This window comes from Pseudomonas sp. IPO3778 (assembly GCF_013386825.1).
Taxonomy (GTDB): Bacteria; Pseudomonadota; Gammaproteobacteria; order Pseudomonadales; family Pseudomonadaceae; genus Aquipseudomonas.
Genome location: NZ_JACARC010000039.1, coordinates 57,116 through 72,001, shown reverse-complemented (window position 1 = coordinate 72,001; position 14,886 = coordinate 57,116). Strand labels below are relative to the sequence as shown.

The 14,886-nt window shown below is 60.3% G+C and carries 16 protein-coding genes and 4 tRNA genes; 14 read left to right on the top strand and 6 right to left on the bottom strand.

The features are described from left to right. Window positions 1-4: 4 nt before the first annotated feature. On the top strand, window positions 5-952 hold the full coding sequence (gene ispH, locus HX855_RS20950; protein WP_088425979.1) for a 4-hydroxy-3-methylbut-2-enyl diphosphate reductase: 948 nt from the start codon (window positions 5-7) through the stop codon (window positions 950-952). On the opposite strand, the gene HX855_RS20945 is transcribed toward ispH, so the two are convergent. Next, window positions 906-1,487 (bottom strand): GspH/FimT family protein, encoded by a 582-nt coding sequence (locus HX855_RS20945; protein ID WP_177084360.1) that lies wholly within the window; start codon window positions 1,485-1,487, stop codon window positions 906-908. The genes ispH and HX855_RS20945 overlap by 47 nt on opposite strands. Before the next feature lie 219 nt (window positions 1,488-1,706). Between HX855_RS20945 and pilV the strand changes: the two genes are divergently transcribed. From pilV to thiO, 5 genes are all read left to right on the top strand, one after another. Further along, on the top strand, window positions 1,707-2,183 hold the full coding sequence (gene pilV / locus HX855_RS20940) for a type IV pilus modification protein PilV (protein WP_177084358.1): 477 nt from the start codon (window positions 1,707-1,709) through the stop codon (window positions 2,181-2,183). Then, on the top strand, window positions 2,180-2,887 hold the full coding sequence (locus HX855_RS20935; RefSeq protein ID WP_177084356.1) for a PilW family protein: 708 nt from the start codon (window positions 2,180-2,182) through the stop codon (window positions 2,885-2,887). The genes pilV and HX855_RS20935 overlap by 4 nt, the downstream gene beginning before the upstream one ends. 7 nt (window positions 2,888-2,894) lie before the next feature. Beyond that, window positions 2,895-3,422 (top strand): PilX N-terminal domain-containing pilus assembly protein, encoded by a 528-nt coding sequence (locus HX855_RS20930; protein ID WP_177084354.1) that lies wholly within the window; start codon window positions 2,895-2,897, stop codon window positions 3,420-3,422. 12 nt (window positions 3,423-3,434) lie between these two features. Next, window positions 3,435-3,836: a type IV pilin protein gene (locus HX855_RS20925; protein ID WP_177084352.1), complete on the top strand. Its 402-nt coding sequence runs from the start codon at window positions 3,435-3,437 to the stop codon at window positions 3,834-3,836. A gap of 62 nt (window positions 3,837-3,898) precedes the next feature. After that, window positions 3,899-5,008, top strand: a complete 1,110-nt coding sequence (gene thiO / locus HX855_RS20920) for a glycine oxidase ThiO (protein WP_177084350.1) — start codon at window positions 3,899-3,901, stop codon at window positions 5,006-5,008. Here the strand turns inward: thiO and HX855_RS20915 are convergent. Both HX855_RS20915 and HX855_RS20910 read right to left on the bottom strand, forming a co-directional pair. Continuing rightward, window positions 4,995-5,228 carry a PP0621 family protein gene (locus HX855_RS20915; RefSeq protein WP_177043385.1) on the bottom strand — a complete coding sequence of 78 codons (234 nt, stop codon included), beginning with the start codon at window positions 5,226-5,228 and terminating at the stop codon, window positions 4,995-4,997. The two genes, thiO and HX855_RS20915, sit on opposite strands and share 14 nt — an antisense overlap. A 126-nt stretch (window positions 5,229-5,354) precedes the next feature. Then, window positions 5,355-6,380, bottom strand: coding sequence for an outer membrane protein assembly factor BamD (locus HX855_RS20910; protein ID WP_177084348.1), 1,026 nt, complete (start codon window positions 6,378-6,380; stop codon window positions 5,355-5,357). Between the two features lie 149 nt (window positions 6,381-6,529). Here HX855_RS20910 and rluD point away from each other — a divergent pair, with 149 nt between their 5' ends. The 7 genes from rluD (at window position 6,530) to HX855_RS20875 (ending at window position 11,624) form a co-directional block, all read left to right on the top strand. Further along, window positions 6,530-7,492: a 23S rRNA pseudouridine(1911/1915/1917) synthase RluD gene (gene rluD / locus HX855_RS20905; protein WP_177084346.1), complete on the top strand. Its 963-nt coding sequence runs from the start codon at window positions 6,530-6,532 to the stop codon at window positions 7,490-7,492. Beyond that, window positions 7,489-8,214: a peptidoglycan editing factor PgeF gene (gene pgeF / locus HX855_RS20900; protein WP_177084344.1), complete on the top strand. Its 726-nt coding sequence runs from the start codon at window positions 7,489-7,491 to the stop codon at window positions 8,212-8,214. The genes rluD and pgeF overlap by 4 nt, the downstream gene beginning before the upstream one ends. Window positions 8,215-8,345: 131 nt before the next feature. Next, a complete protein-coding gene (gene clpB, locus HX855_RS20895) occupies window positions 8,346-10,910 on the top strand; it encodes an ATP-dependent chaperone ClpB (protein ID WP_177084342.1) in 2,565 nt (854 codons plus the stop codon). A 300-nt stretch (window positions 10,911-11,210) separates the two neighbouring features. Beyond that, window positions 11,211-11,286 (top strand) — tRNA-Asn (locus HX855_RS20890). Between the two features lie 9 nt (window positions 11,287-11,295). Next, a tRNA-Pro gene (locus HX855_RS20885) sits at window positions 11,296-11,372 on the top strand. A 5-nt stretch (window positions 11,373-11,377) separates the two neighbouring features. Then, window positions 11,378-11,453, top strand: a tRNA-Lys gene (locus tag HX855_RS20880). A gap of 94 nt (window positions 11,454-11,547) precedes the next feature. Continuing rightward, window positions 11,548-11,624, top strand: a tRNA-Pro gene (locus HX855_RS20875). A 192-nt stretch (window positions 11,625-11,816) separates the two neighbouring features. Here HX855_RS20875 and HX855_RS20870 read toward each other — a convergent pair. The 3 genes from HX855_RS20870 to HX855_RS20860 all read right to left on the bottom strand — a co-directional run bounded on the left by HX855_RS20870 (window position 11,817) and on the right by HX855_RS20860 (window position 14,068). Continuing rightward, window positions 11,817-13,115 carry an NAD(P)/FAD-dependent oxidoreductase gene (locus tag HX855_RS20870; protein ID WP_177084340.1) on the bottom strand — a complete coding sequence of 433 codons (1,299 nt, stop codon included), beginning with the start codon at window positions 13,113-13,115 and terminating at the stop codon, window positions 11,817-11,819. Window positions 13,116-13,175: 60 nt separating this feature from the next. Then, on the bottom strand, window positions 13,176-13,349 hold the full coding sequence (locus HX855_RS20865) for a DUF3094 family protein (RefSeq protein WP_010174986.1): 174 nt from the start codon (window positions 13,347-13,349) through the stop codon (window positions 13,176-13,178). Between the two features lie 89 nt (window positions 13,350-13,438). Continuing rightward, on the bottom strand, window positions 13,439-14,068 hold the full coding sequence (locus tag HX855_RS20860) for a DUF1780 domain-containing protein (RefSeq protein ID WP_008437312.1): 630 nt from the start codon (window positions 14,066-14,068) through the stop codon (window positions 13,439-13,441). Window positions 14,069-14,196: 128 nt separating this feature from the next. On the opposite strand from HX855_RS20860, the gene HX855_RS20855 reads away from it, so the two are divergent. After that, window positions 14,197-14,886 carry an energy-coupling factor ABC transporter permease gene (locus HX855_RS20855; RefSeq protein ID WP_177084338.1) on the top strand — a complete coding sequence of 230 codons (690 nt, stop codon included), beginning with the start codon at window positions 14,197-14,199 and terminating at the stop codon, window positions 14,884-14,886.

Here is a 14,886-nt window from a genome sequence, read left to right as displayed (position 1 = left end):
CAGCATGCAAATCAAACTCGCCAACCCCCGTGGCTTCTGCGCCGGCGTGGACCGGGCGATCGAAATCGTCAACCGCGCCCTGGAAGTCTTCGGGCCGCCGATTTACGTGCGCCATGAAGTCGTCCACAACAAATTCGTGGTCGAAGACCTGCGCAGTCGCGGCGCCATCTTCGTTGAAGAGCTGGACCAGGTGCCGGACGACGTTATCGTCATCTTCAGTGCCCACGGTGTTTCCCAGGCGGTGCGCACCGAAGCGGCAGGCCGTGGCCTGAAGGTGTTCGACGCCACCTGCCCGCTGGTGACCAAGGTGCACATCGAGGTCGCGCGCTACAGCCGTGACGGTCGTGAATGCATCCTGATCGGCCATGCCGGTCACCCGGAAGTCGAAGGCACCATGGGCCAGTACGACGGCAGCAATGGCGGCGCGATCTACCTGGTAGAAGACGAAAAAGACGTTGCCGCGTTGCAGGTGCACAACCCTGAAAAGCTGGCCTTCGTGACCCAGACGACCTTGTCGATGGACGACACCAGCCGGGTGATTGACGCCTTGCGTACACGCTTCCCGGCCATCGGAGGCCCGCGCAAGGACGACATCTGCTACGCCACGCAAAACCGCCAGGACGCCGTCAAGCAGTTGGCCGACGAATGCGATGTGGTATTGGTGGTCGGTAGCCCCAACAGCTCCAACTCCAATCGCCTGCGCGAACTGGCCGAGCGCATGGCCACCCCGGCCTACCTGATCGATGGCGCCGAGGATATGCAGCGCAGTTGGTTCGACGGTGTCGAGCGCATTGGCATCACTGCGGGCGCCTCGGCCCCGGAAGTCTTGGTGCGTGGCGTGATTCAGCAACTGCAGGCCTGGGGAGCTACCGGCGCTGATGAGCTGGCTGGCCGTGAAGAGAACATCACTTTCTCCATGCCCAAGGAGCTGCGGGTTCGTTCGCTGCTCTGAGCCTCAGCGTGCCGGCATAGCCCCGGCACAGCGCCTGCTCGGTCTTGTTACTGCGCAGGCTGATGCGCCCGCTGGCGGCCAGCACAATTTGGTACAGGCTCAGTTGCTGGTCCGTTGCACACACGTGAACGGTACCGGCGCTGAACGCTCCCGCTGAGAGCAGCGGTTCGCCCAGGCTGCTGAAACGTATCTGGGTTCTCACCGGGGTATTCCCCACAATCGGTATTTGCCCGCTGTCCTGGCGCTCCAGCAGCACCGGGTTGTCGTCATCCAGGTGGCCGCGACCGTTCTGGTCCAGTATCACTCTCCATCCCCGGCTCCAGTCATCGTCCAGTGCATGGATAACCACCGTACGGTTCCGCGCGATGGCTTCCGTGCGCGCGTAACGCACCCCGCCGGCGAGGGATTCGGCAGCGCTCTGGCGTCGCTGCGATTCAAGTAATCCCTTCAGGCTGGGCACTGCCAGGTTGGCCAGGATGCCGCTCAGGAAAAGGCCCAGTAGCAGCTCGATCAGTGAGAAACCTCGTTGTTTCATGTGCCGTCCCTCCGTGGACGCGGTGTGCTTCTTCAGTCGGTGCCGGATGGCAGACATAGTTATAGCGCCCAGGCCGTGGCGTTGAATGATGGCCATCCTGTCCAAAGTATTTCGCTTTGTTCCGGGGGGCAGCGCTGTGGCAAGACCGGCGCTAGTCTTGCGTCGCTCGGCAGTTTTTCCGCTGCTTTTTGATGACCTTCGACACGGATGACGATGGTAATGAACGCTTGCCCCGTAACGTTTCACCCTCAATCGGCCCAAGCCGGGATGACCCTGATCGAGGTCCTGGTATCCGTGCTGATCCTGGCAGTTGGCCTGCTGGGCGCCGCAGTGATCCAGCTCAACGCGTTGAAATACACCGACAGTTCCAGGATGACCAGCCAGGCCAGCTTCATTGCGTACGACATGCTCGACCGGATCCGCGCCAACTCCGGCGCCGACTACGCCTGGGGGCAGAGCGAGCGGGCGCCTTCCAGCGCCTCGTTCGCGAGCGTCCGTGATCTGGACCTGCACGATTTCGAAGCCAACATCGCCGGGTTCGCCGGGGAGGGTGCCAAGGGGTCGGTTGCGATCAATCAGCGAGAGGTGACCATCAGCATCAGTTGGGATGATTCCCGTGGGGCGAAGGCCCAAGGCGCCCGGGAAACATTCACCCTGACCAGCCGGGTGGCCGTCGATCCAAGGGTGTTGCCATGAGCGGCCCTGTTCGTGGTTTCAGCCTTGTGGAGATACTGCTGGCCCTGGCCCTCGGTCTGGTATTGATCATGGGCGTGACCCAGATTGCACTCAGCTCCCGAGCCACTCATGCCAGTCGGCATGCGGCTTCGTTGTTGCAGGATGACGCACGGTTCGTCCTGGGCAAGCTGATTCAGGAAATACGCCAGGCGGGCATGTTTGGTTGCCTGTCTACCGCATCCATCGGCAACGCGCCCGCGGGTTTCGACCGTCCTGTCGGCTGGAGTATCACCGGCAGTTCCCGCTCCCTGACGCTGGTGACCGCTGACGTCGGAGAGGGCGGCAGCAAGCCCGACTGGACAGTACTTTCCGACTGCACCGCTGCCGCCCAGGCCTATGTGGGGAGCGCGCCAGCAGCCGCGCCTGGGCAAATCCGCTTTCCGCTGCGCTGGCTGACCTACACCTTCGAGGGTGGGCAGTTGAAGTTCAGCACACTGGCGGCCCCGAGCAAGGCAGTGCTCGTGGATAACGTGGGGGCATTTGATATCAGCTTTGGGGTGGCCGGGAAGGCGGGCTCCCCCGTGGTCACTCGATACGAACCCAGCCCGGACGATGAGTCGCTGATACGTAGCGTGCGGATTCTGCTGACGCTTCAGGACCCTGCGGGGCTGGTGAAAGACCAGACCTACAGCGTTGTGGCGGCGCTGCGTAATCGTCTGGAGTAGCGGGCGCATGGGTTATTACCTCTCCTATCCGAGGCAGGCCGGCATGGTTTTGCTGATCAGCCTGGTATTTCTGCTGCTGTTGACGCTCCTCGGGTTGTCTTCGATGCAGGGGGCAATCTCACAAGAAAAAATGGCCGGCAGCGTTCGACAGCGTAACCAGTCGTTTCAGCTGGCCGAAAGTGGGCTTCGGCTCGGAGAGTCAGTGGTGCAGTCCCCTGGCTTTACCTTGCGCCAATGCCGCTCTGTGGCGGCGTGCGCGCCCCCTGCCGAGTCGGTTTCGGTGGTGGGACCGGGGACGAACCCCGTGTCGGCTGTCACCTGGGTCGGGATGAAGGATGGCATTTACGGTATTCAGAATCTGGGGCCGGGGGTGGGCTTGGCTCATCTCCCGGCGCACGCTCAGGCCACCCTCTATCGCGTGACTTCAGTGGGGGTGAGTGGTCACTCTCGGTCGGTCCTGGAGTCTGTGTATGCACGCATAGGCAGCGGGTCTGGTGAGCGTTTCAGACGAATCATGTGGCGGCAACTTCAATAGGTGAACAGCACGATGAGCAAGGATTGCACAGGCTTTACCTTGATCGAATTATTGATCGCCGTGGCGATCATCGGGCTCCTGGCTGGTGTCGCCTATCCCGGGTATGCCAACCATATGAAAAAGGTCTATCGCGCAGAGATTGCCGGGTTGCTGGCCGAGCAAGCCCAGCACCTTGAACGTTATTACGCGAGAAATGGCACTTTTATTGATGCGACTGGCGTCATTGCCGGCAATGATCGCTATAGAATCACCCTTGAATTCAACCCTCAGGATTTCGTTCTGCTTGCCACGCCCGCAAATGACTCGGTGATGGCGGGTGATCCCTGTGCCGCCTTCAGCCTGAGCAGTACCGGTGCGCGAAGCAACCCGGGAGCCGCGCCTGATATGACGCGCAAGGCGTGCTGGGGGCAATGATGAGGAAGCTGGACGATTGGGCGCCGGGCGTGCCTTTTTCTTTTTATCGGCTGGATCGAACAATGGCTAAGCAACAGCAAGTAGTGGTTGTGGGTGGTGGGGTCATCGGGTTGTTGACGGCGTTCAACCTGGCGACTCAAGGGCAGGCGGTTGTGTTGCTGGATCGTTCGGCGGTCGGGCAGGAGTCTTCCTGGGCTGGCGGTGGCATTGTTTCCCCCCTGTACCCGTGGCGCTATAGCCCGGCGGTGACGGCTTTGGCGCACTGGTCCCAGGACTTTTACCCGCAGTTGGCGGAGCGTCTGTTCGCGGCTACCGGCATTGATCCGGAAGTTCACACCACCGGCCTCTACTGGCTGGACCTGGACGATGAGGCCGAGGCGCTTGCCTGGGCTGCGCGCGAAGGGCGCCCGCTGAGCAAGGTAGATGTTTCAGCGGCCCATGACGCGGTGCCGGTGCTGGGCGCCGGGTTTTCCCAGGCGATCTATATGGCGGATGTGGCCAATGTGCGTAATCCGCGGTTGGTCAAATCCCTCAAGGCGGCCTTGTTGGCCTTGCCCGGTGTGACGATTCACGAGCAGTGCGCGGTTGATGGGTTTATTCAGGAAGACGGCAACGTGGTTGGCGTGAATACCGCGCTCGGGCCGATCCGGGGTGATCAGGTGGTGCTCGCCGCCGGTGCCTGGAGCGGTGAGTTATTGGGCAGCCTTGGGTTGGAGTTACCCGTTGAGCCGGTCAAGGGGCAGATGATTTTGTACAAGTGTGCATCGGACTTTTTATCGAGCATGGTCCTGGCCAAGGGGCGTTATGCGATTCCCCGGCGAGACGGGCATATCCTGATCGGCAGTACGTTGGAGCATGAGGGCTTCGATAAGACGCCCACCGGTTCGGCGCTGGAAAGCCTGAAAGCCTCAGCCGTGGAGTTGATTCCGGCCCTGGCCGATGCCGAAGTGGTGGGGCATTGGGCCGGCTTGCGGCCCGGCTCACCGGAAGGCATTCCCTATATTGGCAAGGTGCCTGGGTTTGACGGGTTGTGGCTCAACTGCGGGCATTACCGCAATGGCCTGGTGCTGGCACCGGCGTCTTGCCAATTGTTTGCCGATTTGTTGCTGGAGCGTGAGCCGATCATTGACCCGGCCCCTTACGCGCCCGCAGGCCGAATCAACGCTGGATAGCCTTCGGGCCCTGCTCCAGATGTGCCTGGGTGCAATACCACTCCTGGCGCTGGCTCAAGGCTCGATCCTGCGGCAGGTGAAGGCCGCAGTGGGCGCAACGAACCATCTGGATCGTGCCGGGTTCGCTGGGCCGCTGCTGTTTGGCGGCCGGGCTTTTGAATTTGCGCCAAAACCATACCGCGGCAGCAATAACGGCAATCCAGAACAGTAGACGAACCATGATGAGCAGTTTCTCGACAAGGGATTCGGCAGTTTAGCCAAGGACGTGACAGGCGCACAGCGCAATTATGCTGCGCAATAAAAAAGGGAGCTCCGAGGAGCTCCCTTTTTGCATTGCGGCGAACAATCAGTCAAAGACACCGAAGGTCATGTAGCTGAACCACGAGCGATCTTCGTTGTTGCCCAGGGCTTGAGGCCCTTGCTCTTCGATAATGTCGCCGTTTTCGTCACGGGGCTTGAGGTCCGATGGAATCGAATCCTTGGCGTCCTGGTATTGCTTGATGATGTCCTGGTTGGCGCGGGTTTCACCCGGCGGCAGCGGTGGACGGGATTCGATCAGGCCCAGGGTGTATTTGCTCAACCACGAACGGTTGTCGGCTTCGGCAACCTGCGGCACGAACTGGCCGTCTTTCAGGCTTGGATGGTCCGGGTAGTTGAGCTTCAGGGTTTCCAGGCTGGTGGCCGCCAGGGCGTCCAGGTGCAAACGCTGATAGGCCTCGGTCATCACGGCCAGGCCGTCACCCACGGATGGGGTTTCCTGGAAGTTTTCCACTACGTAGCGGCCACGGTTGGCGGCAGCGACATAGGCCTGACGGGTCAGGTAGTAGTCGGCGACGTGGATTTCGTAGGACGCCAGCAGGTTGCGCAGGTAGATCATGCGCTGCTTGGCGTCAGGCGCATAACGGCTGTTGGGGTAGCGGCTGGTCAGCTGGGCGAACTCGTTGTAGGAGTCGCGGGCGGCGCCCGGGTCACGCTTGGTCATGTCCAGCGGCAGGAAGCGCGCCAGCAGCCCAACGTCCTGGTCAAACGAGGTCAGGCCCTTGAGGTAGTAGGCGTAATCCACGTTCGGGTGCTGCGGGTGCAGGCGGATAAAACGCTCGGCGGCGGACTTGGCAGCTTCCGGCTCGGCGTTCTTGTAGTTGGCGTAGATCAGCTCGAGCTGGGCCTGGTCGGCGTAGCGCCCGAACGGATACCGCGACTCCAGTGCCTTCAGCTTTGCCGTGGCGCTGGTGTAGCTGTGGTTGTTCAGGTCGGTCTGAGCCAGTTGGTACAGCTCGACCTCGCTCAGGTTTTCGTCGACGACTTCCTTTGTTGACGAGCAAGCAGCAGTCATGGCGAGGATGGCGATCAGCAGCAGGTGTTTCACTTGCATGGCGGCTTGCGTCCCTATGACGGCCGCTGTCTTGGGCGGGGCCGTCCTGTTATGATGAGCGCCCCTTGGAAAGCCTCGGGGCAAAAGACGCCGTATTTAACCACAAGCGCGCAGCCGAAACCAAAGGCTGTGCCACGCCTAGTCTGAGCATGTCCGATAAAATTGAACTTAGCGCAGAGGTGCCGTCCGAATTGGGCGGCCAACGCCTCGATCAAGTCGCCGCACAATTATTCGCTGAGCACTCGCGCTCGCGCCTTTCCGCCTGGATCAAAGACGGCCGCCTGACTGTGGATGGAGCGGTTATCCGCCCGCGAGACATAGTTCATGGTGGTGCGATTCTTGAGCTGACTGCCGAGCAGGAAGCCCAGGGAGAATGGATCGCCCAGGACATTGAACTGGACATCGTCTACGAAGACGACGACATCCTGGTGATCAATAAACCCGCAGGCCTGGTGGTTCACCCGGCAGCCGGGCACGCTGATGGCACTCTGCTCAATGCCTTGCTGCACCACGTGCCGGACATTATCAATGTCCCGCGTTGCGGCATCGTGCACCGCCTGGACAAGGACACCACCGGCCTTATGGTGGTTGCCAAGACCATTCAGGCGCAGACGCAGTTGGTCACACAACTGCAGAGCCGCAGCGTCAGCCGGATCTACGAATGCATCGTGATCGGCGTGGTAACCGCCGGTGGCAAAATCAATGCCCCGATCGGTCGCCACGGCCAGCAGCGCCAGCGCATGGCGGTGATGGAAGGCGGCAAACAAGCTGTCAGCCACTACCGTGTGCTCGAGCGTTTCCGCTCCCACACTCACGTGCGGGTGAAGCTGGAAACCGGTCGTACCCACCAGATCCGGGTGCACATGGCGCACATCAACTTCCCGTTGGTCGGAGATCCGGCCTACGGCGGCCGCTTCCGTATCCCGCCAGCGGCCAGTGCCACCATGGTTGATTCGCTGAAAACCTTCCCCCGCCAGGCGCTGCATGCACGCTTCCTGGAGCTGGATCATCCGACGAGCGGTAAGCGGATGAGCTGGGAATCGCCACTTCCCGACGATTTTGTCTGGTTGTTGTCGTTGCTCAAGCAGGATCGCGAGGCGTTTATCGGATGAGTGACTGGCTGATTCCTGACTGGCCCGCGCCGGCCAGGGTGAAAGCCTGCGTTACCACCCGTGCGGGCGGCGTCAGTGTGGCGCCGTTCGACAGCCTCAATCTGGGTGATCATGTTGAGGACCGCCTCGAAGCCGTCCTTGAAAATCGCCGTCGCCTCACCGATGCCTTCAACATTCAGCCAGCCTGGCTGCGTCAGGTTCATGGTGTGGTTGTGGTTGAGGCCGACCCTGGCCGGACTGCCGAAGCAGATGGCAGTTGGACCAGCACCCCTGGCATCGCCTGTACGTCAATGACGGCAGATTGTCTGCCTGCCTTGTTTTGCAATCGCGCCGGCACCCGCGTAGCGGCAGCTCATGCCGGTTGGCGTGGCCTGGCCGCTGGGGTATTGGAAGCGACCCTTGAAAGCCTGGATACCGAGACTGCCGACGTAATGGTCTGGCTAGGCCCGGCCATTGGCCCGCAAGCCTTTGAAGTCGGCCCGGAAGTGCGTGAAGCCTTTGTGCAGCAACTTCCTGAAACCATTGAGGCGTTCGTCCCCAGTCAGAACCCGGGCAAGTTCATGGCCGACATTTACCAACTGGCCCGCCTGCGCCTCGCCGCCCGCGGCGTTACTGCGGTCTATGGCGGTGGCTTCTGCACCGTGACCGATCCCCGCTTCTATTCCTACCGTCGCAGCCCGCGCACGGGTCGGTTTGCCTCCCTTATCTGGCTTGAACGCTAGACTCTCCTGACCTGCGTCAACTATCGGCAGCTTGAATCTTCCAGAATCGACCACATCTATAGGGCTATCTGGCAGGTTTCTTCATTCAGGATGTGTTTATAGCTCCGGCCTGCTCAAAAGGAAGGTGACTAATGCGTATTGATCGTTTAACCAGCAAATTGCAGTTGGCATTATCAGATTCTCAATCCCTGGCGGTGGGTCTCGACCACCCGGCCATCGAGCCTGCGCACTTGATGCAAGCGCTCCTGGAGCAGCAAGGCGGATCCATCAAGCCGTTGCTGATGCAGGTGGGCTTTGACGTCAACAGCCTGCGCAAAGAGTTGAGCAAAGAGCTCGACCAACTGCCGAAAATCCAAAATCCTACTGGCGACGTGAACATGTCCCAGGACTTGGCGCGCCTGCTTAATCAGGCCGATCGCCTGGCCCAGCAAAAGGGTGACCAGTTCATCTCCAGTGAACTGGTGCTGCTCGCCGCCATGGACGACAACAGCAAACTCGGCAAATTGTTGTTGGGCCAGGGGGTGAGCAAAAAAGCCCTGGAAAATGCCATCAACAACCTGCGTGGCGGCGAAGCGGTCAATGACCCTAACCACGAGGAGTCCCGGCAGGCCCTGGACAAGTACACCGTCGACCTGACCAAGCGCGCCGAAGAAGGCAAGCTTGATCCGGTGATCGGTCGTGACGATGAAATTCGTCGCACCATCCAGGTCCTGCAGCGTCGCACCAAGAACAACCCGGTGCTGATCGGCGAACCTGGCGTGGGTAAAACGGCGATTGCCGAAGGCCTGGCCCAGCGCATCATTAATGGCGAAGTGCCGGATGGCCTTAAAGGCAAGCGCCTGCTGTCCCTGGACATGGGGTCGCTGATTGCTGGCGCCAAGTTCCGTGGCGAGTTCGAAGAGCGCCTCAAATCCCTGCTGAATGAACTGTCGAAGCAGGAAGGGCAGATCATTCTGTTTATCGACGAACTGCACACCATGGTCGGCGCCGGTAAAGGCGAAGGCTCGATGGACGCGGGCAACATGCTCAAGCCTGCACTGGCGCGTGGCGAGTTGCATTGCGTCGGTGCGACCACGCTGAACGAATACCGCCAGTACATCGAGAAAGATGCGGCCCTTGAGCGCCGCTTCCAGAAAGTACTGGTGGAAGAACCGAGCGAAGAAGACACCATCGCGATCCTGCGTGGCCTGAAAGAACGGTATGAAGTCCACCATAAAGTGGCGATCACCGACGGCGCGATCATTGCGGCGGCAAAGTTGAGCCATCGCTACATCACTGACCGTCAGTTGCCGGACAAGGCCATCGACTTGATCGACGAAGCGGCCAGCCGTATTCGGATGGAGATCGACTCGAAGCCTGAAGTGCTGGACCGCCTGGACCGGCGCCTGATTCAACTGAAGGTTGAGTCCCAGGCCCTGAAGAAAGAAGAGGACGAGCCGGCGAAGAAACGCCTGGAAAAACTCCAGGAAGAAATTGTTCGCCTGGAACGCGAGTATTCGGACCTCGAAGAAATCTGGACCTCGGAAAAAGCCGAAGTGCAGGGCTCTGCGCAGATCCAGCAAAAGATCGAGCAGTCCCGTCAGGAACTGGAAGCGGCCCGCCGTAAAGGCGACCTGAACCGTATGGCCGAGTTGCAGTACGGGGTGATCCCGGACCTGGAGCGCAGCCTGCAGATGGTCGACCAGCACGGCAAGCCTGAAAACCAGTTGCTGCGTAGCAAGGTGACTGAGGAAGAAATCGCTGAAGTCGTCTCGAAATGGACCGGTATCCCCGTGTCGAAAATGCTCGAAGGCGAGCGCGACAAGCTGCTGAAGATGGAAAGCCTGTTGCACCAGCGCGTTATCGGCCAGGACGAGGCGGTAATCGCGGTGTCCAACGCGGTGCGGCGTTCCCGGGCCGGGTTGTCCGACCCGAACCGTCCGAGCGGCTCGTTCATGTTCCTCGGCCCGACCGGCGTGGGTAAGACTGAGCTGTGCAAGGCGTTGGCCGAGTTCCTCTTTGATACCGAAGAGGCCATGGTGCGGATCGATATGTCCGAGTTCATGGAGAAACATTCCGTGGCTCGCCTGATCGGGGCGCCACCAGGCTACGTAGGGTACGAAGAAGGTGGTTACCTGACCGAAGCGGTGCGGCGCAAGCCTTACTCGGTGATCCTTCTGGATGAGGTCGAGAAGGCCCACCCGGATGTGTTCAACGTGTTGCTGCAAGTGCTGGAAGATGGCCGTCTGACGGACAGCCACGGGCGTACTGTGGATTTCCGCAATACGGTGATCGTGATGACTTCCAACCTGGGCTCGGTACAGATCCAGGAACTGGTGGGTGATCGTGAAGCCCAGCGTGCCGCCGTGATGGACGCGCTGACCAGTCACTTCCGGCCGGAGTTCATCAACCGGGTCGACGAAGTGGTGATCTTCGAGCCTTTGGCCCGGGATCAGATCGCCGGCATCACCGAGATCCAGTTGGGCCGTCTGCGCAGCCGTCTGGCGGAGCGCGAATTGTCCCTGGAGCTGAGCCGCGAGGCGTTGGACAAACTGATCGCCGTCGGTTACGACCCGGTGTATGGCGCACGGCCGTTGAAGCGTGCGATCCAGCGCTGGATCGAGAACCCGTTGGCACAGTTGATCCTGTCGGGCAGCTTTATGCCAGGCACCAGCGTCGAGGCAACCGTGGAGAACGACGAAATCGTCTTCCACTAAGCCCGGGCTGTAGCGCGATAAGAAGAGGCCCTGCATTGCGGGGCCTTTTTTTTCGATAGGGCGTTGAACTGTAAGGCAAAGGCTTGTAAAGTGCGCCCCGCAGCAACGTCAGCCCAAGGGTTTCTTCTCCCCAAGGAGAAATCAGAAAGAAGCGCAAATCCTTGTCTTAAAAGCAATTTAAAGGGTTGACAGAGGTTTTTAAGATTGTAGAATAGCGCGCCTCAGAGGCACTAACGTAGCGATACGGAAGCGCCGAAGAGAAGGTAACAAGCAACAACGTAACACTTTGAAATATGTAGTTCCGTGATAGCTCAGTCGGTAGAGCAAATGACTGTTAATCATTGGGTCCCAGGTTCGAGTCCTGGTCACGGAGCCAATTTCAAACCGGGGTATAGCGCAGTCCGGTAGCGCGCCTGCTTTGGGAGCAGGATGTCAGGAGTTCGAATCCCCTTACCCCGACCATATTTGGGTCGTTAGCTCAGTTGGTAGAGCAGTTGGCTTTTAACCAATTGGTCGTAGGTTCGAATCCCACACGACCCACCATTTTTGAGACCAGTTAACGCTGGAATCGAATCTTAAGATCAGAGGCCAAAAGCACTGATCGAAGAAGGCGACTGAAAGGTCGCCTTTTTTTTACCGGGGTATAGCGCAGTCCGGTAGCGCGCCTGCTTTGGGAGCAGGATGTCAGGAGTTCGAATCCCCTTACCCCGACCATATTAAAAATCCTCGTATCGAAAGATACGGGGATTTTTTTTGCCCGCGCAAAGCCTGGGCCCACCACAAAAAAATGTGGGAGCGGGCTTGCTCGCGAAAGCGGTGGTTCAATGCCAGATGTACCGACTGACACACCGCTTTCGCGAGCAAGCCCGCTCCCACATTACCGGCGTCCCATCCGGGACCGTGTTATCAGTGCAATTTAAGGCGCGGCTCGGTCCCGCGCCCAATCTTGCTGCCCAGCATCAGCATGGCTGTGCGGAAGAAGCCATACAGCGCCATCTGGTGCATGCGGTACAGCGACACATAGAACATCCGCGCCAGCCAGCCCTCCAGCATCACACTGCCGGTCAGGTTGCCCATCAAGTTACCCACCGCCGAGAATCGCGACAGTGAGATCAGCGAGCCGTAGTCGGTGTACTTGTAGGACGGCAGGTCCTTGCCTTCAATCCGCAGTTTCAGCGACTTGGCCAGCAACGACGCCTGCTGGTGGGCTGCCTGAGCCCGTGGCGGCACATTGCGGTCGGTGCCAGGTTGCGGGCAGGCGGCGCAGTCGCCAAAGGCGAAGATGTTTTCGTCACGAGTGGTCTGCAGCGTCGGCAGTACCTGCAATTGGTTGATACGGTTGGTTTCCAGGCCGTCGATGTCCTTGAGGAACCCTGGCGCACGAATCCCGGCCGCCCACACTTTGAGACTGGCCGGAATCACTTGGCCGCTGCTGGTGATCAGGGTGTCGGCAGTCACTTCGCTCACGGCGGAGTTGGTCAGTACCGTCACGCCGAGCTTCTCCAGGGTTTTATGCACAGGTCCGCCAATGCGCTCCGGCAGGGCAGGCAAGACCCGCGGGCCGGCTTCGATCAGGGTGATGTGCATGTTTTCCGGCTTGATCTTGTCCAGGCCATAGGCCGCCAGTTCATGCGCCGCGTTATGCAGCTCGGCCGCCAGCTCAACCCCGGTAGCACCGGCGCCGACAATGGCCACGCTGATCTGCTCCACCACGTCTGTCTGCCCGGCATGGGCCCGCAGGTAGTGGTTGAGCAATTGCTGGTGGAAGCGCTCGGCTTGTTTGCGGGTGTCGAGGAACAAGCAGTGCTGCGCCGCGCCCTCGGTGCCGAAGTCATTGGTGGTGCTGCCGACGGCGATCACCAGGCTGTCATAGCCCAACACGCGCGCAGGCACTAGTTCCCGGCCTTCTTCGTCGAGGGTGGCGGCCAACTGGATTTTTTTCTGCTCACGGTCGAGCCCGCTCATGCGCCCCAGCTGGAACTCGAAGTGGTTCCATTTGGCCTGGGCAACATAATTGAGTTCGTCTTCCGAAGAGTTCAGCGAGCCGGCCGCCACTTCGTGGAGCAAGGGTTTCCAGATGTGGGTGAGGTTGGCGTCCACCAGCGTGATGCTGGCGGTGCCGCGCTTGCCCAGAGTCTTACCCAGGCGGGTAGCCAACTCCAGGCCGCCGGCGCCGCCGCCGACGATAATAATACGATGGGTCATGGGGATATCTCGCAAGGCTAAAAGAAATCGGTGCGGTTACCCGAGCGAGCGCAAGGCAGCTCATAGCGTCAGGTAACTCAACAGGCGGCTCAGCAAACCCAGGCCGATCACTGCAACCAGCACCACGGCAAGGAGCAGCCAAGGCCGGAAAGGCTTGCGCTCGACTTGGTTCTGGGAGAGTTGCAGGTACTCTTCGACATGCTGTTGGTCGTCGGGGTTCAGGCGGCTGGTCATAAAGGCCTCGTCAGGTAGACGTTGCTAAAGGGCGCCACGTTACAGTGGTGGGATTGGCGGCATTGCCAGAAGCATAGTCGCCAACCCGATCACAGGCTGATGCCCACATCAAACACTATGCTGCGCCCCAGATTGTTGCGCAAGAAGTCCGGAGCGTCCGGATGAGCAAACAATACGCGGGCAAACGTCGGGCCCACCAGGGACAGCGAGCGCCAGCCCTGGCGCAGGTACTCGGTGGGCGGCGGAAAATGGCTGTTGAGGTCCAGTACTTCGCGCTTGAGGCTGGCGAAGGCGATGAGGTCCAGCTCCCCCAGGTCCATCCCGCGCTCTTTATAGTTGTGGGCTTTCTTGCGCAGGGTGGGCGCCAGGCGCAGCAGGAATTCGTGAGCGGGAATGCGCCGGGGCTTGGCCTCACGCCGTACCAATTGGCTCAAGGAAAAGGCGCTGCGCCGGCGCAGCAGCTCGTCGCGCCACTCATCGTTCAGGCGCCGGCCTTCGTCGAGGACGAAAAACACCTCGAAACTGGCGTCGCGAAACAGCACGTCCGGCGGCTCTTGCCCGGCAGCGTGGAATTCCTCGGCGCGGTAGGGCACGTTCAAGCCTTGCAGCAGGCGCTGGCAGACCCAACGCTCACGCTCCCATTTGCGGGCATTGGACAGGAACGCGTTGGCTTGTTCGGCCGCTACGGTGAGCAGGCGCAAATAATCTGAGTCATCCATGTCACCAGCTTAGCGTCCAAATGATGACCGCAGGAAGTCCCGCGTCAAAAGGTCGGTGTAGACTGGCCACTCGACCGTTTCCCGGGCCAGGAGGTACGCGCAGTGAAGTTTTTTGTGGTGCTGCAACCGTGATCAGCGCATCGGTGCTGGCGCCGGAAACCCTCAGTATCGGCTGGCTGCTGTATGCGCCGGTGGTGATGTGGGCGCTCCTGCGTTCGCCGTGGGTCGAGCTGTTTGCCGACCGTCGGCGCCAGCACTTGCTGTTCGGCACGGTGTTCGCGCTGTTCATGTTGTGGCTGGTGCGCCGGGATTTCGACACTGGGGTGTCTTACCATTTTATCGGTATGACGGCCGTGACCTTGTTGCTCGATTGGCCCCTGGCGATTGTCGGCGGATTGGCTGCACAGCTCGGGCTGGTGCTGCTCGGTCGCCAGGATCTGGCGGCCGTGGGCATCAACGGCATGCTGCTGATCCTGTTGCCGGTGCTGGTCACCGAAGGCTGCGCGCTGCTGGTGGAGCGGGCGAAACCGCGTAATCCGTTTGTGTACATCTTCTGTTCGGGCTTTTTCGCCGCCGCGCTGTCGGCCTTGTTGTGCTTGCTGGCGGCCCTGGGGTTGCTGTGGTTCGACGGTCGCTTCGCCATGCCCGAGTGGATCGAGGACTTTGTCGGCTACCTGTGGCTGATCATTTTTCCCGAGGCCTTTATCAACGGCATGGTGATCAGCGCCCTGGTGGTGTTTTGCCCCGAGTGGCTGGAGACGTTCAACCGCACCCGCTACCTCTCGGCGCCCTGGAAGGACGACGATCCACGGCCTTGA

Coding starts and splice junctions, on each gene's coding strand:
- ispH (WP_088425979.1), top strand. CDS start 5: ATGCAAATCAAACTCGCCAACCCCCGTGGCTTCTGCGCCGGCGTGGAC.
- HX855_RS20945 (WP_177084360.1), bottom strand. CDS start 1,487: ATGAAACAACGAGGTTTCTCACTGATCGAGCTGCTACTGGGCCTTTTC.
- pilV (WP_177084358.1), top strand. CDS start 1,707: ATGAACGCTTGCCCCGTAACGTTTCACCCTCAATCGGCCCAAGCCGGG.
- HX855_RS20935 (WP_177084356.1), top strand. CDS start 2,180: ATGAGCGGCCCTGTTCGTGGTTTCAGCCTTGTGGAGATACTGCTGGCC.
- HX855_RS20930 (WP_177084354.1), top strand. CDS start 2,895: ATGGGTTATTACCTCTCCTATCCGAGGCAGGCCGGCATGGTTTTGCTG.
- HX855_RS20925 (WP_177084352.1), top strand. CDS start 3,435: ATGAGCAAGGATTGCACAGGCTTTACCTTGATCGAATTATTGATCGCC.
- thiO (WP_177084350.1), top strand. CDS start 3,899: ATGGCTAAGCAACAGCAAGTAGTGGTTGTGGGTGGTGGGGTCATCGGG.
- HX855_RS20915 (WP_177043385.1), bottom strand. CDS start 5,228: ATGGTTCGTCTACTGTTCTGGATTGCCGTTATTGCTGCCGCGGTATGG.
- HX855_RS20910 (WP_177084348.1), bottom strand. CDS start 6,380: ATGCAAGTGAAACACCTGCTGCTGATCGCCATCCTCGCCATGACTGCT.
- rluD (WP_177084346.1), top strand. CDS start 6,530: ATGTCCGATAAAATTGAACTTAGCGCAGAGGTGCCGTCCGAATTGGGC.
- pgeF (WP_177084344.1), top strand. CDS start 7,489: ATGAGTGACTGGCTGATTCCTGACTGGCCCGCGCCGGCCAGGGTGAAA.
- clpB (WP_177084342.1), top strand. CDS start 8,346: ATGCGTATTGATCGTTTAACCAGCAAATTGCAGTTGGCATTATCAGAT.
- HX855_RS20870 (WP_177084340.1), bottom strand. CDS start 13,115: ATGACCCATCGTATTATTATCGTCGGCGGCGGCGCCGGCGGCCTGGAG.
- HX855_RS20865 (WP_010174986.1), bottom strand. CDS start 13,349: ATGACCAGCCGCCTGAACCCCGACGACCAACAGCATGTCGAAGAGTAC.
- HX855_RS20860 (WP_008437312.1), bottom strand. CDS start 14,068: ATGGATGACTCAGATTATTTGCGCCTGCTCACCGTAGCGGCCGAACAA.